This window comes from Bullifex porci (genome assembly GCF_009695635.1).
Taxonomy (GTDB): domain Bacteria; phylum Spirochaetota; class Spirochaetia; order Sphaerochaetales; family Sphaerochaetaceae; genus Bullifex; species Bullifex porci.
This window is the reverse complement of the sequence record NZ_VUNN01000033.1, coordinates 1-14,926: the sequence shown is the minus strand read 5'-3', so window position 1 is coordinate 14,926 and position 14,926 is coordinate 1. Positions and strand designations below refer to the sequence as shown.

General features: G+C 32.8%; 15 protein-coding genes and 1 tRNA gene. 7 read left to right on the top strand and 9 right to left on the bottom strand.

All coding sequences use genetic code 11. The annotated features are described in order from the left end of the window. The first annotated feature begins 266 nt into the window (after positions 1-266). Positions 267-1,532 carry an FKBP-type peptidyl-prolyl cis-trans isomerase N-terminal domain-containing protein gene (locus tag FYJ80_RS10980; RefSeq protein WP_154426873.1) on the top strand — a complete coding sequence of 422 codons (1,266 nt, stop codon included), beginning with the start codon at positions 267-269 and terminating at the stop codon, positions 1,530-1,532. A gap of 38 nt (positions 1,533-1,570) precedes the next feature. Here the strand turns inward: FYJ80_RS10980 and FYJ80_RS10975 are convergent, their stop codons facing one another. From FYJ80_RS10975 to FYJ80_RS10940, 8 genes are all read right to left on the bottom strand, one after another. Next, positions 1,571-1,948, bottom strand: a complete 378-nt coding sequence (locus tag FYJ80_RS10975) for a hypothetical protein (protein ID WP_154426871.1) — start codon at positions 1,946-1,948, stop codon at positions 1,571-1,573. Next, the gene (locus FYJ80_RS10970; RefSeq protein ID WP_154426869.1) at positions 1,948-2,583 is read right to left on the bottom strand and encodes a cytidylate kinase-like family protein; all 636 of its coding nucleotides are present in this window, start codon (positions 2,581-2,583) and stop codon (positions 1,948-1,950) included. The genes FYJ80_RS10975 and FYJ80_RS10970 overlap by 1 nt, the downstream gene beginning before the upstream one ends. Positions 2,584-2,608: 25 nt before the next feature. Further along, positions 2,609-3,274, bottom strand: a complete 666-nt coding sequence (locus tag FYJ80_RS10965) for an HAD family hydrolase (protein ID WP_154426867.1) — start codon at positions 3,272-3,274, stop codon at positions 2,609-2,611. Continuing rightward, the gene (locus FYJ80_RS10960) at positions 3,271-5,010 is read right to left on the bottom strand and encodes an ABC transporter ATP-binding protein (RefSeq protein WP_154426865.1); all 1,740 of its coding nucleotides are present in this window, start codon (positions 5,008-5,010) and stop codon (positions 3,271-3,273) included. Before FYJ80_RS10960 ends, FYJ80_RS10965 begins: the two co-directional genes overlap by 4 nt. Then, positions 5,010-6,710, bottom strand: coding sequence for an ABC transporter ATP-binding protein (locus tag FYJ80_RS10955; RefSeq protein WP_154426864.1), 1,701 nt, complete (start codon positions 6,708-6,710; stop codon positions 5,010-5,012). The genes FYJ80_RS10960 and FYJ80_RS10955 overlap by 1 nt, the downstream gene beginning before the upstream one ends. Before the next feature lie 176 nt (positions 6,711-6,886). Continuing rightward, positions 6,887-7,498, bottom strand: a complete 612-nt coding sequence (locus FYJ80_RS10950) for a helix-turn-helix domain-containing protein (protein ID WP_154426862.1) — start codon at positions 7,496-7,498, stop codon at positions 6,887-6,889. Between the two features lie 221 nt (positions 7,499-7,719). Beyond that, on the bottom strand, positions 7,720-8,865 hold the full coding sequence (locus tag FYJ80_RS10945) for an MFS transporter (RefSeq protein WP_154426860.1): 1,146 nt from the start codon (positions 8,863-8,865) through the stop codon (positions 7,720-7,722). Next, positions 8,858-10,381: an NAD(P)/FAD-dependent oxidoreductase gene (locus FYJ80_RS10940; protein WP_154426858.1), complete on the bottom strand. Its 1,524-nt coding sequence runs from the start codon at positions 10,379-10,381 to the stop codon at positions 8,858-8,860. The genes FYJ80_RS10945 and FYJ80_RS10940 overlap by 8 nt, the downstream gene beginning before the upstream one ends. Positions 10,382-10,446: 65 nt before the next feature. Here FYJ80_RS10940 and FYJ80_RS10935 point away from each other — a divergent pair, with 65 nt between their 5' ends. After that, positions 10,447-12,285 (top strand): ABC-F family ATP-binding cassette domain-containing protein, encoded by a 1,839-nt coding sequence (locus FYJ80_RS10935; RefSeq protein WP_154426857.1) that lies wholly within the window; start codon positions 10,447-10,449, stop codon positions 12,283-12,285. 30 nt (positions 12,286-12,315) lie between these two features. Here FYJ80_RS10935 and FYJ80_RS10930 read toward each other — a convergent pair. Then, positions 12,316-12,399, bottom strand: a tRNA-Leu gene (locus FYJ80_RS10930). A gap of 125 nt (positions 12,400-12,524) precedes the next feature. Here FYJ80_RS10930 and FYJ80_RS10925 point away from each other — a divergent pair. From FYJ80_RS10925 to FYJ80_RS10905, 5 genes are all read left to right on the top strand, one after another. After that, complete coding sequence (locus tag FYJ80_RS10925; RefSeq protein WP_154426855.1) at positions 12,525-12,986, top strand: hypothetical protein; 462 nt, start codon at positions 12,525-12,527, stop codon at positions 12,984-12,986. Further along, on the top strand, positions 12,986-13,702 hold the full coding sequence (locus FYJ80_RS10920; RefSeq protein WP_154426853.1) for a nitroreductase family protein: 717 nt from the start codon (positions 12,986-12,988) through the stop codon (positions 13,700-13,702). The genes FYJ80_RS10925 and FYJ80_RS10920 overlap by 1 nt, the downstream gene beginning before the upstream one ends. 414 nt (positions 13,703-14,116) lie before the next feature. Further along, positions 14,117-14,314: a hypothetical protein gene (locus FYJ80_RS10915; RefSeq protein WP_154426851.1), complete on the top strand. Its 198-nt coding sequence runs from the start codon at positions 14,117-14,119 to the stop codon at positions 14,312-14,314. Continuing rightward, positions 14,292-14,705, top strand: a complete 414-nt coding sequence (gene tnpA / locus FYJ80_RS10910; protein WP_154426849.1) for an IS200/IS605 family transposase — start codon at positions 14,292-14,294, stop codon at positions 14,703-14,705. The genes FYJ80_RS10915 and tnpA overlap by 23 nt, the downstream gene beginning before the upstream one ends. Then, the coding region (locus FYJ80_RS10905; protein WP_206361080.1) for a hypothetical protein at positions 14,698-14,926 on the top strand (229 nt) is incomplete at its 3' end. The genes tnpA and FYJ80_RS10905, both read left to right, overlap by 8 nt.

Genomic DNA, 14,926 nt, shown 5'->3' with positions numbered 1-14,926 from the left:
CTTTTATTTCCTTTCTAGATTTATTATACACATAGAATATTTAATTATCCTAGTTAATTTTCAAGGTAAAAAAAACTGCTTTCATCCCACACGCAAGCGTGAGGGTTTTTCGCAGCATATATATAACGTGCATCTTTCAACTCCATTTAAACTTCACATAAATATATAAACTTTATGTTAGAGTTATCATATCAAATAAAGAGCCAATATGATAGCTTGACGATTGAAAGCGTATGTTATAATTTTGGCTCAAAAGGAATCAAGAAATGAAGAAATTTTTAACTTTAATGACTCTTATCTTACTTTCTCTTTCCCTATTTGCTATGGGAGCAAGAGAAATAAATGACGATGTAAAAATTGTTAAGGTAATCGAACCAGTTGAAATGAGTAGTGGCACTAGCCTACTTGTTATGGATGAAAACGGTACCGAGATTATTTATCACTTCTCACCTGAGACTAAATCTACATTCCCAGTTTCCTACTATAAGGGTGGTGAAGTTTTAGCTATTAAAGATAATGGTATTATGACAATGTCTCTACCTGGACAAACAACAGCAGTAGAGGTAACAGATATCACATTAGGTGTTAATCTTAAGGCCTACACCGTTACCTTCCCTGAAAAGAGCAACCAGGGTGAATATCCAGCTCAAAGAGTATGGAATGCAGAAGTAACAGATGAATTAACAGATCAATTCTCATATGCTTATGGTTATGACCTATTAGCTAGCTACTTAACACAGGGACTTACTCTAAGAGGTGCATATTTTGCTAAGGGTGTTGTTGATTTCTGGTCATTTGCAGAGCCAATGGTTACTGTTGATGAAATGAATACATACCTTGATAAATATATTAACGAGGTATATGCACTTGGTGTTCAGGATAGCGTAGGCGATGTACCAGCTTCTTGGGATGAGATTAATTCATTAACAGTTACAGATGATCTTTCAGAGATGTTCTCATACTCATATGGATATTACATTTCATTCCAGCTCTTTTATTCAGGCTTAGAGTTAAATGGAACATCCTTTGCAAATGGCTCTCTCCATGCACTATTTAATGACGTTCCTCTTCTAAACCAAAGTGAAAGAGACGATGCAATGAATAAATACTCTGAAAAGCTACAGCAGGAATATGATGCATATATTCAGAGCTTATCAGAAGAAAATCTTAAAAATGCAAATGCCTTCTTAAGTGAGAATAGAAATGCAGATGGCGTTATTGAAACAGCTAGTGGCTTACAATATAAGGTTATGGTAAGTGCTGAGGGTCCTAAGCCATCACAGGATAGCACAGTAACTCTTTCCTATAAGCTAAATGATTTATATGGAAATACATTAGACCAAAACAGCAATGTTCAGTTTAATTTAACAAATACAGTTCCAGGCTTTAAGGAAGCAGTTTCAAACATGAGTGTTGGAGAAACAATCGTAGCATATGTTCATCCTGATTTAGGCTATGGCGCACAGCTACTTGATACTATTGAGCCAAATTCACTCTTAATATTTGAAATTGAATTAATTTCAATTGACTAATAATTTTAAATGCCGTCCAAGCTTGGGCGGCATTACTTTTACCAATTAAAAACACAATATTTTATTTGAGCTGGTAGATTTGGAGTCATAGCCATTCTCCAAACTCCTTCATTAACTAATAAGAAACGTCCTTCACTGAGAATAAATACTTTATCTACATCATTAGAAGAAACAACTTGTTCCCCTTCTAGAGTAATAATTAAGGCACTATGATTTGCTTCTACATTAAAGCTTATACCCTTATCACTAGTTAAAATTTCATTAACACTATATGTTACTCTATCATTTTCAGGGCAACTATAGGTGCCTTCACCCTTTTCATAGGGAAGGCTCCTATCCATAATATCAATTACATTTCTAATCTCAGGAAAGGAATTTTCATAGCTTTCTAGTTCAGAAAGGATATCAAAAACCATTAAATCTTACTTCCCTTATGAGCTTCATGAAGATTTGTAAAGCTGATGATTTGTTCAACACAGCCATCAATACCTAGTAGAGAGCTATCTAAAGAAAGATCGTAGGTTTTACACATACCCCACTTTTGATCAGAGTAATAATTATAGAAATTAGCTCTTGTCTTATCGTTCTTTAAGCAAATGTCTTCAGCCTTATCCTTTGGAACCTCATATACATTAATTGCTCTTTCAACTCTTGCATCGATAGGTGCATGAATAAAAACTGAAATAACAGAAGGGTCATCGCGTAAAATATAATCAGCACATCTACCAATAATTACGCAGGAGCCCTGCTCTGCAACCTTCTTAACTGTCTTCGATTGAATTAAAAATAGTTGATCATTAAGAGGCATTTCGTTGAAACCTAGAGTACTTGAAGCAGCAGAGTAATTTCCCATAACTAGAGAGTATAAGAGAGAGGATGTTGGCTTTTCGTCTGCGTTATGGAATAACGCCTCACTTAGACCACTATCCTTTGCAGCTATAGCTAAAAGTTCTTTATCATAATATGGTATACCTAATTTTTTAGCTAAAGCCTTTCCAACTTGTCTACCGCCGCTGCCAAATTGTCTACCTATTGTATAAACTACCTTCATACATTCCTCCTGTACTAATTATAATTCAATTAATTATCAAACTTAAAGATTTTTTAATTTCTTTTTCTGAAAAATCTGAAATAGTAGCCATGCTTTGCGCTTTAACTTCATCGAATAAATCAATACTAAATGGGTCCAAAACACCAATTGTAATAAAGCCTGCACTCTTAGCACTAGCTAAAGCAATAGGTAAATCCTCAAAGACAAAGCAATCCTTTGGCTCAACATTAATAAGTGAAGCACCATGAAGATATATCTTAGGTGATGATTTTCCAATTCCCACATCAGAGGATGTAACTATAGCATCAAATAGCTTATCAATACCAACTCTCTTTAAGCATGGCATGAAAACCTCCTTACTTGAGGAAGTAGCAACTGCAAGCTTATAATTATTCTTCTTAAGATACATTAAAAACTCATAGGCTCCATCCTTAAGCTTAATGTTATTTGCATATTCTTTATTTGCAGCCTCATGCCACTCACCTATCACAGCTTCAGCACTTTCATTGAGACTATAGCGCTTAATTGTGTAATTAGCAGTCTCTAAAAGCTCCATATGAGTAATAGCCTTTGAATAATCTAAAGTATAAGTAATTCCTCTTCGTTCCAAAAACTCTCTATCTATTTTAGTCCATAGGTTCATAGAATCTAGAAGTGTTCCATCTAAATCAAAGATTGCACCCTTAATCAATTAATACCACCTTCAAATTGAGAATTATAAAGCATCGTATAAAAGCCATTTAGCTTAATTAATTCTTCATGGCTTCCTTCCTCAATAATTTTATTATCATCTAGAACAAATATTCTATCTGAATTTTTTATTGTAGATAATCTATGAGCTACAATAAAGCAGGTTCTTCCACTCATTAGCTTTGAGCTCCCCCTTTGCACTAGTAGCTCTGTTTGAGTATCAATATTACTTGTAGCCTCATCTAAAATTAAAATTCTCGGGTCCTTAATTAAGGTTCTAGCAAGTGCTAGCAGCTGCTTTTGTCCCATCGATAGTGTTAATGAGGAAATTAAAGTATCATAACCACTTTGAAGTTTTGATATAAAGTTATGACATCCTATAGCCTTACAAGCATTTACTATAGCTTCATCACTTACATTCTCACATCCATATGTTATGTTTTCCTTTATAGTTCCAGAGAATAAAAAGCTATCCTGAGTCATTATTCCAAGCTGCTTTCTAAGCGAGGCAGTAGATAATTCTTTAATATTATAGCCATCAACAAGGATTAAACCTTTAATTGGATCATAAAAGCGTGAGAGCAAATTAATAATAGTTGTTTTACCAGCTCCCGTTGGACCAACTAACGCAATTCTTTCACCAGCTTTAACAGTAAAATTAATATCCTCTATTATTAAGCTTTCTTTATCATCAGGGTAAGAAAAGGAAACATTTTTAAATTCTACTTCACCTTTAATTTTAGGTAATTCAATTGCTTGAGGACTATCAAGGATATAGCTTTTTTCATCTAGTATTTCAAAAACTCTACTTGCACCGCTTAAATTATTACTTATCTGATTAAACATTTGAGCAAGAGCCTTTATTGGCTGCCAAAATAGCATAATGTACGTTGAAAAGGCTATAAGCTCTCCGACTGTACTATGATCAATATAAATTGCAAATAAATATAGAAATAAAAAGCCAATACCTATAGATAAATCAATAATAATTCCTAATGTATCCCCAAAACGAACACACCTTATCCACGAGGAGAGAATATCATCATTTATTTTCTCAAAGCTTTTCTTCTCAGCCTCCTCACAGGCTAAGCTCTGAATTACTTTAATTCCCGCAAATGCTTCATGAGAAAAGCCTGCTAGCTCTGATTGCTTTTTTCTATAATCATACCAGCGCTTAAAGTTAACTCTCATAATAATAAACGTTCCAATGAGTACTATAGGTAGAGATAATAAAGAGCCAAATGCAAGAACAGGATTAAGAACTACCATAGCTATAATTAAGCTAATTAAAAACATTGTTTGAGGTATTAATGTTGAAACTAGTTGAGTTACTAATTGCTTTAGCGATGATATATCTCCAATTATTCTAGACAATATATTACCAGTTGGGTGAGAGTTATAATAATGTAAATCTAATGTTTGTAAATGCTTAAATACTTCATCTCTAATTTTTAGAACAACCTTATTTGAGACTCTACTCATTATCCTTACTCTTATAATCGATAAAAGAGACAATATAAGAGCTAAAATGATATATATCAAAATAACACTTAATACTGCATTGATTTTTCCAAGTGGAATTTTGTTATCAATTACATCCTTAGCTAAAAATGGCAAAACAACAGATATAATAGATGATATTGTCATAATAGAAATGACAATAATGACACTTTTTCTATAGCAGCTTAAATATTTAAGTATTCTAATTAGAACTCTTCTTTGATTACTCTCTTTCATTACTCTTCACACCTTCTCATCCCAAGCTGGTTAATATAGGTTTCATAATATTTACCGCGAAGAGCTAGTAATTCCTTATGAGTCCCTCTTTCAACAATTTTTCCACACTCCAAAATTATGATCTCATCACAATCCTTAACAGAAGAAACTCTATGAGCAACAATAATTTTAGAGCAATTTAAGAATTTTAAATTTTTCTGAAATTCTCTTTCTGTCTTCATATCAAGCGCACTTGTTGAGTCATCTAAAACTAAAACCTTAGGGTCTCTTACAAGAGCTCTAGCAATTGCTAATCTTTGCTTTTGTCCACCTGATAACCGAGTACCTCTTTCACCTATTTCTGTTTCAATACTATTATCTAAGCTATTTACAAAGCTAAGAGCCATAGATAATTTCAAGGCTTCATCTATCTTTTCATCCGAATAAGCATCAAGTCCCTTAATAAGATTTTCCTTAATAGTATCGCTAAACAAAAATACATCTTGATGTACAAAGCAAATACTCTTTCTCAAAAAGCTTAAGGAAAGTCTTTTTATATCAACTCCATCAATTGTAACAGTACCACTATCAGGATCTAAAAAGCGTTGTAAAAATGAAAGTAATACACTTTTACCTGAACCAGTTGCACCCATTATTCCTAAGCTTTTTCCCGGCTTTAAATTAAAAGATACATCGTTAATTATATTCTTATAGGAAACATGGCTATAGGATATATCCACTTTATCTACACATTTATAATTATCTTCTACCTTTATTTCATTATGGCACTCTAGTACAGAATAAATCTTTTTGGCACTAGCTCTTGCTTTTGCAAGCTCACTTAGTACCCACCCTATTTCAGTCATAGGCCACACTAGATTATTAACATAGGTAACACTAGAGGCTAAGAGTCCTAGCGTTATTTTACTATCGAGTATTAGAATGGCACCCAATAAAATAGTAAGAGCATACATTATTTTAGACAGAGCGTTAGTCGCACTTTCATAATTTATATCTGTGTTTTCAAGTGAGACATTCAAATCATAGTAATGCTTATTTCTTCTAGAAAATCTTTTTACCTCATAGGACTCATTTGTGAATGCTTTAACTGTCCTAATCCCATCTATAGCTTCAGCAGCTGTCTGGTTCATTAGTGCAGTTTCATCACTAATTTGGTCAAAGTATTTGTTCGCTTTAACCTCTCTTTTATATGATAGATATCCCATTAAAGGCACAAGTATTAAAACAGGAATAGATAGCAAAAGGCTATTTTTCATTAGAGCAATAGTCATTACTATTGTATGAACAACTATTTCAATAAAGAAAATTAAAATAAAGCCAAAGGAAAAGCCAAGATTTTCACTATCATGTCTAACTCTAGTTAATAAATCTCCTGGAGTATTTTTAATAAAGAACTCTCCATTTTGCTTTAAAATATGATCAAATAAAGTACTTCTAACGCTATGTGTAACACCTAGGCTGATTTTATCAGACCAATACTCCTCAATATATTTAAAAACACCTCTTAGCAGGTAGCTTAGAAATAAAGCAATTAACACAATTGGTGCTAATGCTAATTGCTTATTACCAATTACATCATCAACTAAGAACTCAACAATATTAGGAATAAATGCATCTATTACTATTCCTAAAATAAGCCCTAAACTCGAAATTATATACTTACTCTTAAACTTAAGAGCATGAGAAATGAATTTATTCATATTTAAACTAAAAAGATATTAAGAACTACTTCTAATATAAGAAGATACAATAACAAGAAAATAAAAATGTGATTATTATCAAATTGTACTAAGAGAGCTTAATGAAAAATTATTAATAAACATCTTAGCCCTCCTTTAATCTTTTTAGTTATTCTTACTAAAACAGCTACTATATGTCAAGCTTTATATTCTAATAAATGAATTTCATTATTATTTTCAAATGTAACAGAACAAGAGTTACCTAATATTGAAATTATCTTAAATAGAAGTGAGCATGGATAGTTTTCTTCACCATTTAAAACTCCCACTAAATAATATGCTGTAACATTTAAGTAATCAGAGAGCTCTGAGATGGATAGCTCTACACTACTCATTAAATGCTCAATTCTATTTCCAAGGAAGAATCGAAGCATGTTATAGCTTTTATCATTCTTTTGGAAAATCTTTATCTTAGATAAGTAATATTCTTTATCTTTGCTATCGCAATTTTCACTTTTTAACTTTAAATCATTAATAAGCTTTTCATAATTTCTAAAGTCCCAATAGGTCTTTTCCTCTTCAGATATTATGTGGTTATCATTTAAATCAAAATTAGTGATAAGGCCAAGCACTCTTGAAATTGAAAAGATATCATTAATATAAATCTCATCCTTTCCATTTAAAAGTAAAATTAATCTTGATTTTTTAATTCCGGTCCTTTTTGAAAGCTCGTTTAAAGAGATATTACTATCAAGGATAGCAGCTTTTAATGAATATGTAATTTGATTTAAAAACTCCTTATATTCCATCTTTACCTCTAATTAAAATATCTCTAAAAATTATTAATAAGGCAAACAAAAATATAAGGAGTTTGTGTGAAGTTATGTTCTAATTTCTCTATTAAATGGCTTACCTAAGCTTGCAGGACTCATTGTTTGGTTTCTTGAAGAGAAGCTTAATACAATAATTACTGACACATAAGGAAGCATAGCATTAAAGGTTAAGAAAAACACAGTGTAAATATTTAAGCTTACAAATTTGATTTTTTGTATCTAAAAAATTTGATAATAATTAATGTATCCATCGCTAAAATAGGAATGATTATCGATAGCATAGCATTTTTTAATCCACCTCTTTCTGCTACTAGACCAATAACATTAGGCCAAAGCACTCCCCCTACTGTTGCTAAAGCCATACAGGTACCAGTTGCTATCGTATCACTATTATATTTCGGATTTTGAGTTGAAATAGTTGTAGGATAAATTCCACTCATTGATAAGCCAACAAAAAGTAAAGAGATAATCATTAATACATTAGATCTAAGCTCCATCATCAGCATATAGAAAACTGTAAAGCCTAATCCAAGTATTAAAACTAAAATCATCTTATTTTTAACCTTTGGTGAAATATATGCAGAAATTAATCTTCCAGCTAAAATCATAATCCATATTAATGATTGCATTACCTTAGCAAGAGATGGAGAAAGTAAATCTGACTCATCAAAGTAAGTAACCATCCACCCCATTAAGGAGGCTTCACTACATAGATAGAAGAATAAAATAAAGGTTACTAGGTAAAAGTCTATATCCTTATAGAACTTATTTTTACTTTTCTCACTTCGTTTCTCCTTTTCATCACTTAAAATACTGTTTTTTATAAAAAATATGCTTAGTGCCATAAAGGAAGCAAAGATAATTGCAGATACTCTCCAAGATTTACCAAGTAAGGCTGCAATAAGAGGTGAAATTAGAGCTCCTAGAGCAAATGAAGCATGTAGGATATTTAAGCCAGCACTACTATTATGAGTAATTGTAGAAACAACAACATTAGAGGTATTACTTAAGGTTCCTCTTCCAAGACCTGTAAATGTAAATGCTATAATCAAAACTATAGGATTTGAAAATAATATAAACATTAAAATTCCAACTACTATAGCAGAGGAAAGTATTAGAGTACATTTCTTTCTACCTATCAAATATGGTAAAAAGCCTGCTAATAGCATAGCTGATAAATTACCACATTGCTGAAACGATAGTAGTAACCCACGTAATGAATAGCTTAGATTATACTCAGCTTGCATATCAGGAAGTATCGCTCCAGTTAAGGTTGAAACTGCACCGGAGCACAGAAATATAAAATAGGTTCTAATTAAAAGACTTTTTTCATCATTATTCATAGTGTTTTATTACTTGATTTGCACAAAATATTCCATCTAATGCAGCAGATACTATACCTCCTGCATATCCTGCACCCTCTCCACAAGGATATAAGCCTCTTATTTGGAAAGCCTCATCATTACGAAGAATTCTTACTGGTGAGCTTGTTCTAGTTTCAGGAGCGAGCATTAAAGCATCATTAGTTAAGAACATTCCCTTTGTATATGAAGAAAACTTTAAAAAGCCCTCTCTAAGGGATGATGAAACTATAGAAGGAAGATAATCATTAAGATTACAGCTAACTAACCCTGGTATATAGGAAGAATCTGGAAGAGTATCACTAATTTTATTTTCGACGAAGTCCTTCATCCTCTGAGCTGGTGCTTTAAAGCCCTCAAAGAAGCAGCTCTTCTCAACACCTCTAATATACTCAAGCATTGATAAAGGATTCTTATTATCTATATCCTCACACTTTAGCTGTACTACCATACCACTATTAGCCCATCTACTATTTCTACTAGAAGGACTCATTCCATTTACTACCTGGTACCCATTTTGAGTTGCGGCAGGGACAACAAAGCCACCTGGGCACATACAAAAGGAGTATACACCTCTATTATTTACTTGACTAACAAAGGAATAGGCAGCAGCTGGAAGGTATTTTCCTCTTCCCCTTGGATCGTGGTATTGTATTTGGTCGATTAAAGCCTGAGGATGCTCAAGTCTAACTCCAATCGCAACATCCTTTGCCTGTAAAGAGTATCCATCATTATATAAGAATTGATAAACATCATGACTTGAATGTCCAGTAGCCATAATAACAGGGCCAAAGAAATCACCCTTAGAGCTCTTTACACCAATTACTTCACTATTACTCTTAATTAACCCTGTAACTAAGGCTTCAAAGTGAACCTCACCACCATAATTAATTATTGTATTTCTAATATTCTCAATAACTCTTGGGAGCTTCTCAGTACCGATGTGAGGATGACTTTCATATAAAATCTCAGGATTAGCACCATGCTGAACAAATAAAGAAAGTACCTTACTAATATTTCCTCTCTTATCGGAGCGTGTATATAGCTTTCCATCTGAAAAGGCACCAGCACCACCCTCTCCAAAGCAGTAGTTAGAGCTTTCATTTAAAACACCTGTTCTATTTAAATTAGCAGTATCCTTTTTCCTCTCATGAACGTTCTTACCTCTTTCAAGAACTATAGGTCTATACCCATTTTCGAGAAGAGTTAATGCAGCAAATAGCCCAGCAGGTCCTGAGCCAACAATAATTACATCTCTTTTACAGGCAGAGGAGAAGAAGGTTTCATCATATGGCTTCTCATCCTCCTCTCCTATAAATACTCTAATTCTTGCATTTATTTTGATATCTCTACGTCTAGCATCTATAGATTTTCTTAAATATCTTACCGATACGATATCTTTTTCTTTAATATTACTCTTTAAAGCAGCTGCATGCTTTAATTCATCATATAGTGCAGCTTGCTTAGGATTAAGTGTTATATCTATGTCTTTATGCATGTCTTCGAATATAAAATAAAGAATGCCTTGTGTCATTATCCAAAAGCTAATAAAATTCCAAAACTATGAATATCCTTTCTATTGAAAATATTAGTAAGACTGTAAATGATGAGCCACTTTTTGAAAATGTTACTTTAGGCGTTGAGGAAGGTGAAAAGATAGGTATTGTCGGTAAAAATGGTGAAGGTAAATCAACATTTTTAAAGGTAATAATGGGAATACTCCCACCAGATGAGGGAAAGATTAGTAAGAACAATGAAACAGACATTGTAATGCTTGAACAAAATATTTCCTTTAGTGATGAGACTACTATCGAGTCCTTCCTATTAGATAGCGACAGTAGAAAGATAAAATTATTAAAGCAATATGAGCTTGCGCTTAAAGCTAATGATAATAAAACCTACGAAAAATTATTACCTCTATTAGAAAAGGATGATATTTGGTCTCTAGAGGTAAATTATAAGGCCCATCTCTCAAAGCTTAATGTTAATGCTCAATATGATAGAAGGCTTAAAACTCTATCTGGTGGTGAGTTAAAAAAGGTTGCACTTGCGCGTGTTCTAGCTCTTAACCCAAGATTACTAATACTTGATGAGCCTACAAACCATTTAGATATTAAAACAATTGAGTATTTAGAGGAGCAGTTAAATTCACTTGCAATAAGTGTAATAGTAGTTACTCACGATAGATATTTATTAAATGATGTTTGTACTACAATTTGGGAGCTTGATAGAAAAAAGATTCATCGCCACCCAGGAAGCTATGAGGCATATCTAGAGAGAAGAGCCGAAAGAATTATGATGGAGCAAAAGGAACAGGATCGTCTTGCTACCATTTTAAGAAGAGAGCTAAAGTGGCTTGCTAGAGGTCCTCAGGCTAGAACTGGAAAGGATAAAAATAGAAAGGAAAGAATTGAGAATATGCTCTCTAGCGTACATAACGTACAGGATATTAAGCAAAATCAATTTTCTTCCTTAGAAAGAAGATTAGGTAAGAAAATATTAGAGTGTGAGGACATTAGCTTCAAGGATTTATTTTCTAGCTTTTCATACCAATTTAAAAAGGGAGATAAAATTGGTGTTGTAGGTGACAATGGAACTGGAAAATCAACTCTACTAGATATTCTTACAGGACATAAGGAGCCAACAACTGGTGTTGTTGATATCGGTGTTAATACTGTTTTTGGTTACTATGATCAGCTTTCTCGAGATTTAAATACTAAAAAAAGTGCACTAGAGTTTATAAATGATATCGCAGAGAGAATCTTTACAGGCGAAGGTGAAATGTCATCATCACAATTTCTTGAATACTTTGGTTTTCCGCCTACAAGGCAGAGAACAGAAGTAAGTGTCTTCTCTGGTGGTGAGAAAAGAAGACTTTATTTAATCTCTAAATTAGCATTAAACCCTATTTTCCTAGTACTCGATGAACCAACAAATGATTTAGATATAAAAACTATGGAAAATCTAGAGCAATATATTTCATCCTTTACTGGGTGCTGCTTAATTGTAAGCCATGATAGAGCTTTCCTAGATTGTACCTGTGATTACTTATTTGTAATCGAAAATAATAAAATTACTCTATTTGCAGGCTCTTATACTCAATATAGAGAAAAAATTAAAGAAAGGGTTGAAGAAAAAATAAAGCCTGTACAGGAAAATATAAAGATAAAGAGAGAGAAAAAGGGACTTACCTGGAAGGAAGGTAAAGAAAAGGAAGAGCTTGAAAAGAAAATGGATTCTCTTAATGAGCTTATTTTAAAGCTTGAAGAAAGCTTTTCTGATATCCAAGCTAATTCTTTAGGCTCTCTTCAGGAGAGAAGTAAAAAATATGAGGAAGCTAAGGCTGAGCTTGAGAAATCAGAGGAAAGATATTTAGAGCTTTTAGAGAAGGAGGAAGGATAAAAAAAATCCTGCTAATTTAGCAGGAAATCGTGCCCAGAACGGGAATCGGACCCGTACATCCTCGCGGATACAGGATTTTAAGTCCTGTGCGTCTACCAATTTCGCCATCTGGGCAACAAGTGAATTAATACCATTTTTAAAAAATAAAGTAAAGTAGTTATTTTAATGTATTTGAAATTTTATTGCTTTCTCTTGCTCAGTGACAAACTAATTAATAGAATACATATTAAGAGGTATATATGGATAAGTTTTTAATTGGTCTTGGCTCAGGGTTACTTTTAGCACTGATAGTCTTTATGATCATGGAAATAAAATTAAGAAGTGTAAAATCTACTGCAAAGGCAGATAATGATAAGCTAAAATCAATGCTTACAGATAGAATGGAAATTGAGAGTGAAGGTATCACAAGGCTTAAGAGTGAAAATGAAAAGCTAAAGAAGGAAAATGAAAATTTAAGAATTAGCATTCAAACCTATGCTCAAAAGCCAGGTAGAAAGGAATTACAGCGTCTACAGGTTTATCAGACAGCTGTTGATAGACTTATTATTAACTCTCCAGGCTTTGGTGCTGCTTGGCAGGCTGCTCTTAAGGATAGTGAAATCGAATTTGAAAAGACATATATTGGTGTCCAGCCATTTATCAAGAAGTTAATTCCTATGAAAACAGATGCAGCTGTAATTAAAGAGATAGACGAAAGCTAATGATAACAAAAGTAGATAAAGAGTTCTTTTATAAAAGAAAGAGTCATAGAGCATTCTCCTCAAGACCACTAACGCAAGAGGAGCTATCCTTTGTTAAGGATGTATTTAATAATGCAGAGCATCTAGTAGATAATATAAGAGTTTCTTCCTTAATCGTTAAAAAGGAAGAAACTAGTGTATCTAGAGGTGAATACTGCTTACTAGTTTATAGTGAAAAGCAGGATTATTACCTTGAAAATGTAGGCTATATCCTATCACAGGTTGATTTAATCTTACAGGAAAACAATATCGGTGTCTGTTTTCTTGGAATGGGTCGAACTAAGCTTAAGGAGTATGATGGGCTTCCATTTTGCACAATGCTTAACTTTGGCGCTATGGCTGAAAATAGCTTAAGAAAAGGCTATGAAGATTTTAAAAGAAACGAACCTACAAAATTACTTAGCTATGATATTGCACTACCCGCTTCCCTAGCTCCCTCAGCCTGTAATACTCAGCCTTGGGTAGTAAGGGTGGAAAATAATAATATTATTGTTGAAAGAGGTGCAGGTAATAGTAGTATCATGCGTGGAGAAATTAAAACCTTTTTCAATAAAATAGATATGGGTATATACCTTTTCTATTTAAAGACCTCAATTCCAAATAGTGTAATTTGTATTGATAGCTCCATAAATAGTGATCTATGTGGTAAAACAGTAATAAATTACCACACCATGTAGGAATTCTTCATCAAAGCTTTATAATTACCATATAAAACACAACAACTAAAACACGATGTACAAATACTTTGTGTTTATTTCATATTACTCCATTAAAATCGGTTCATATATTAATTAACTCTTCATCACTTCTAAATAAGATTTAGTCATCAATTATTTATAGGAGATGAAGATGAAAAAGGTTATATATATGCTGCGAAAAACACTCACGCTTGCGTATGGGATGAAAGCAGCTTTCTTTACCTTGAAAATTAACTAGAATAATTAAATATTCTATGTATATAATAAATCTAGAAAGGAAACAAAAGGGGAATAAGTAATACAAACATACATAGAAAACAGTAACCATCTTAATAATCAATGAAATACTAATAATTCAGCATATCATTCAAATCGTGGAGGAAAATAATAGTAATGGCACGTCCTAAAAGCAATAACGTACAAATCAATATTTCAGTTCCCTCTGAATGGAAAACCGAACTTGAAAACCTTGCTCGAATCTATTCAGTTGAGGAAGGAAAAACCATCACATTTCTCGACCTTATGCGTAGAGGCATTAAGGAAAAATATCAGTTAGGAGAAAAAGATAATGAGAGAGGAACAATATCATAGTACTTCTCATTGTAAATACTTGATACAATATCACATTATCTGGTGTCCAAAGTTTAGATTTTCAGTATTAAAAGGTAATGTAGAGGAAGCCATTAAAGAAATACTATATAAAATCTGTGATGATTATAACTATCATATTAAGGCCCTTGAAGTAATGGCTGACCATATACATATATTTATTGATGTTCCACAGACCGTAGCTCCATGCGATGTTGTAAGAACACTAAAGAGTATCAGTGCTATAAAATTATTCAAAGTCTTTCCTCAATTAAAAGATTTCTATGCAAGATGTGGAGTATTATGGTCAAGAGGGTATTTTATATCAACTGTGGGACATATAAGCGAAGCTACAGTAATCAAGTACATTGAGGAACAGAAAAACCATGATTGATGAAGAGTATAATAAGATACTAAAACAATATCATAAGGTTTCAGAGAGGCATATTTTAGCCGTTGAAAGTGATATGCCTTATTCTGATATACTACAAGTTGTAACTCTTTCAGATAAAATACGAAAAGCAGGAAACGAGCTTGTAGCTCTTATGAGAAAGAATTATGAGCAACTTCTACGCACAAAGAGATACCGCAAGCTACTTGTTTTGTATGGTAACA

Excerpts from the sequence above, each read along its gene's own strand:
- FYJ80_RS10980 (WP_154426873.1), top strand. The coding sequence starts at position 267 with ATGAAGAAATTTTTAACTTTAATGACTCTTATCTTACTTTCTCTTTCC.
- FYJ80_RS10975 (WP_154426871.1), bottom strand. The coding sequence starts at position 1,948 with ATGGTTTTTGATATCCTTTCTGAACTAGAAAGCTATGAAAATTCCTTT.
- FYJ80_RS10970 (WP_154426869.1), bottom strand. The coding sequence starts at position 2,583 with ATGAAGGTAGTTTATACAATAGGTAGACAATTTGGCAGCGGCGGTAGA.
- FYJ80_RS10960 (WP_154426865.1), bottom strand. The coding sequence starts at position 5,010 with ATGAAAGAGAGTAATCAAAGAAGAGTTCTAATTAGAATACTTAAATAT.
- FYJ80_RS10955 (WP_154426864.1), bottom strand. The coding sequence starts at position 6,710 with ATGAATAAATTCATTTCTCATGCTCTTAAGTTTAAGAGTAAGTATATA.
- FYJ80_RS10950 (WP_154426862.1), bottom strand. The coding sequence starts at position 7,498 with ATGGAATATAAGGAGTTTTTAAATCAAATTACATATTCATTAAAAGCT.
- FYJ80_RS10945 (WP_154426860.1), bottom strand. The coding sequence starts at position 8,865 with ATGAATAATGATGAAAAAAGTCTTTTAATTAGAACCTATTTTATATTT.
- FYJ80_RS10940 (WP_154426858.1), bottom strand. The coding sequence starts at position 10,381 with ATGCATAAAGACATAGATATAACACTTAATCCTAAGCAAGCTGCACTA.
- FYJ80_RS10935 (WP_154426857.1), top strand. The coding sequence starts at position 10,447 with ATGAATATCCTTTCTATTGAAAATATTAGTAAGACTGTAAATGATGAG.
- FYJ80_RS10925 (WP_154426855.1), top strand. The coding sequence starts at position 12,525 with ATGGATAAGTTTTTAATTGGTCTTGGCTCAGGGTTACTTTTAGCACTG.
- FYJ80_RS10920 (WP_154426853.1), top strand. The coding sequence starts at position 12,986 with ATGATAACAAAAGTAGATAAAGAGTTCTTTTATAAAAGAAAGAGTCAT.
- FYJ80_RS10915 (WP_154426851.1), top strand. The coding sequence starts at position 14,117 with ATGGCACGTCCTAAAAGCAATAACGTACAAATCAATATTTCAGTTCCC.
- tnpA (WP_154426849.1), top strand. The coding sequence starts at position 14,292 with ATGAGAGAGGAACAATATCATAGTACTTCTCATTGTAAATACTTGATA.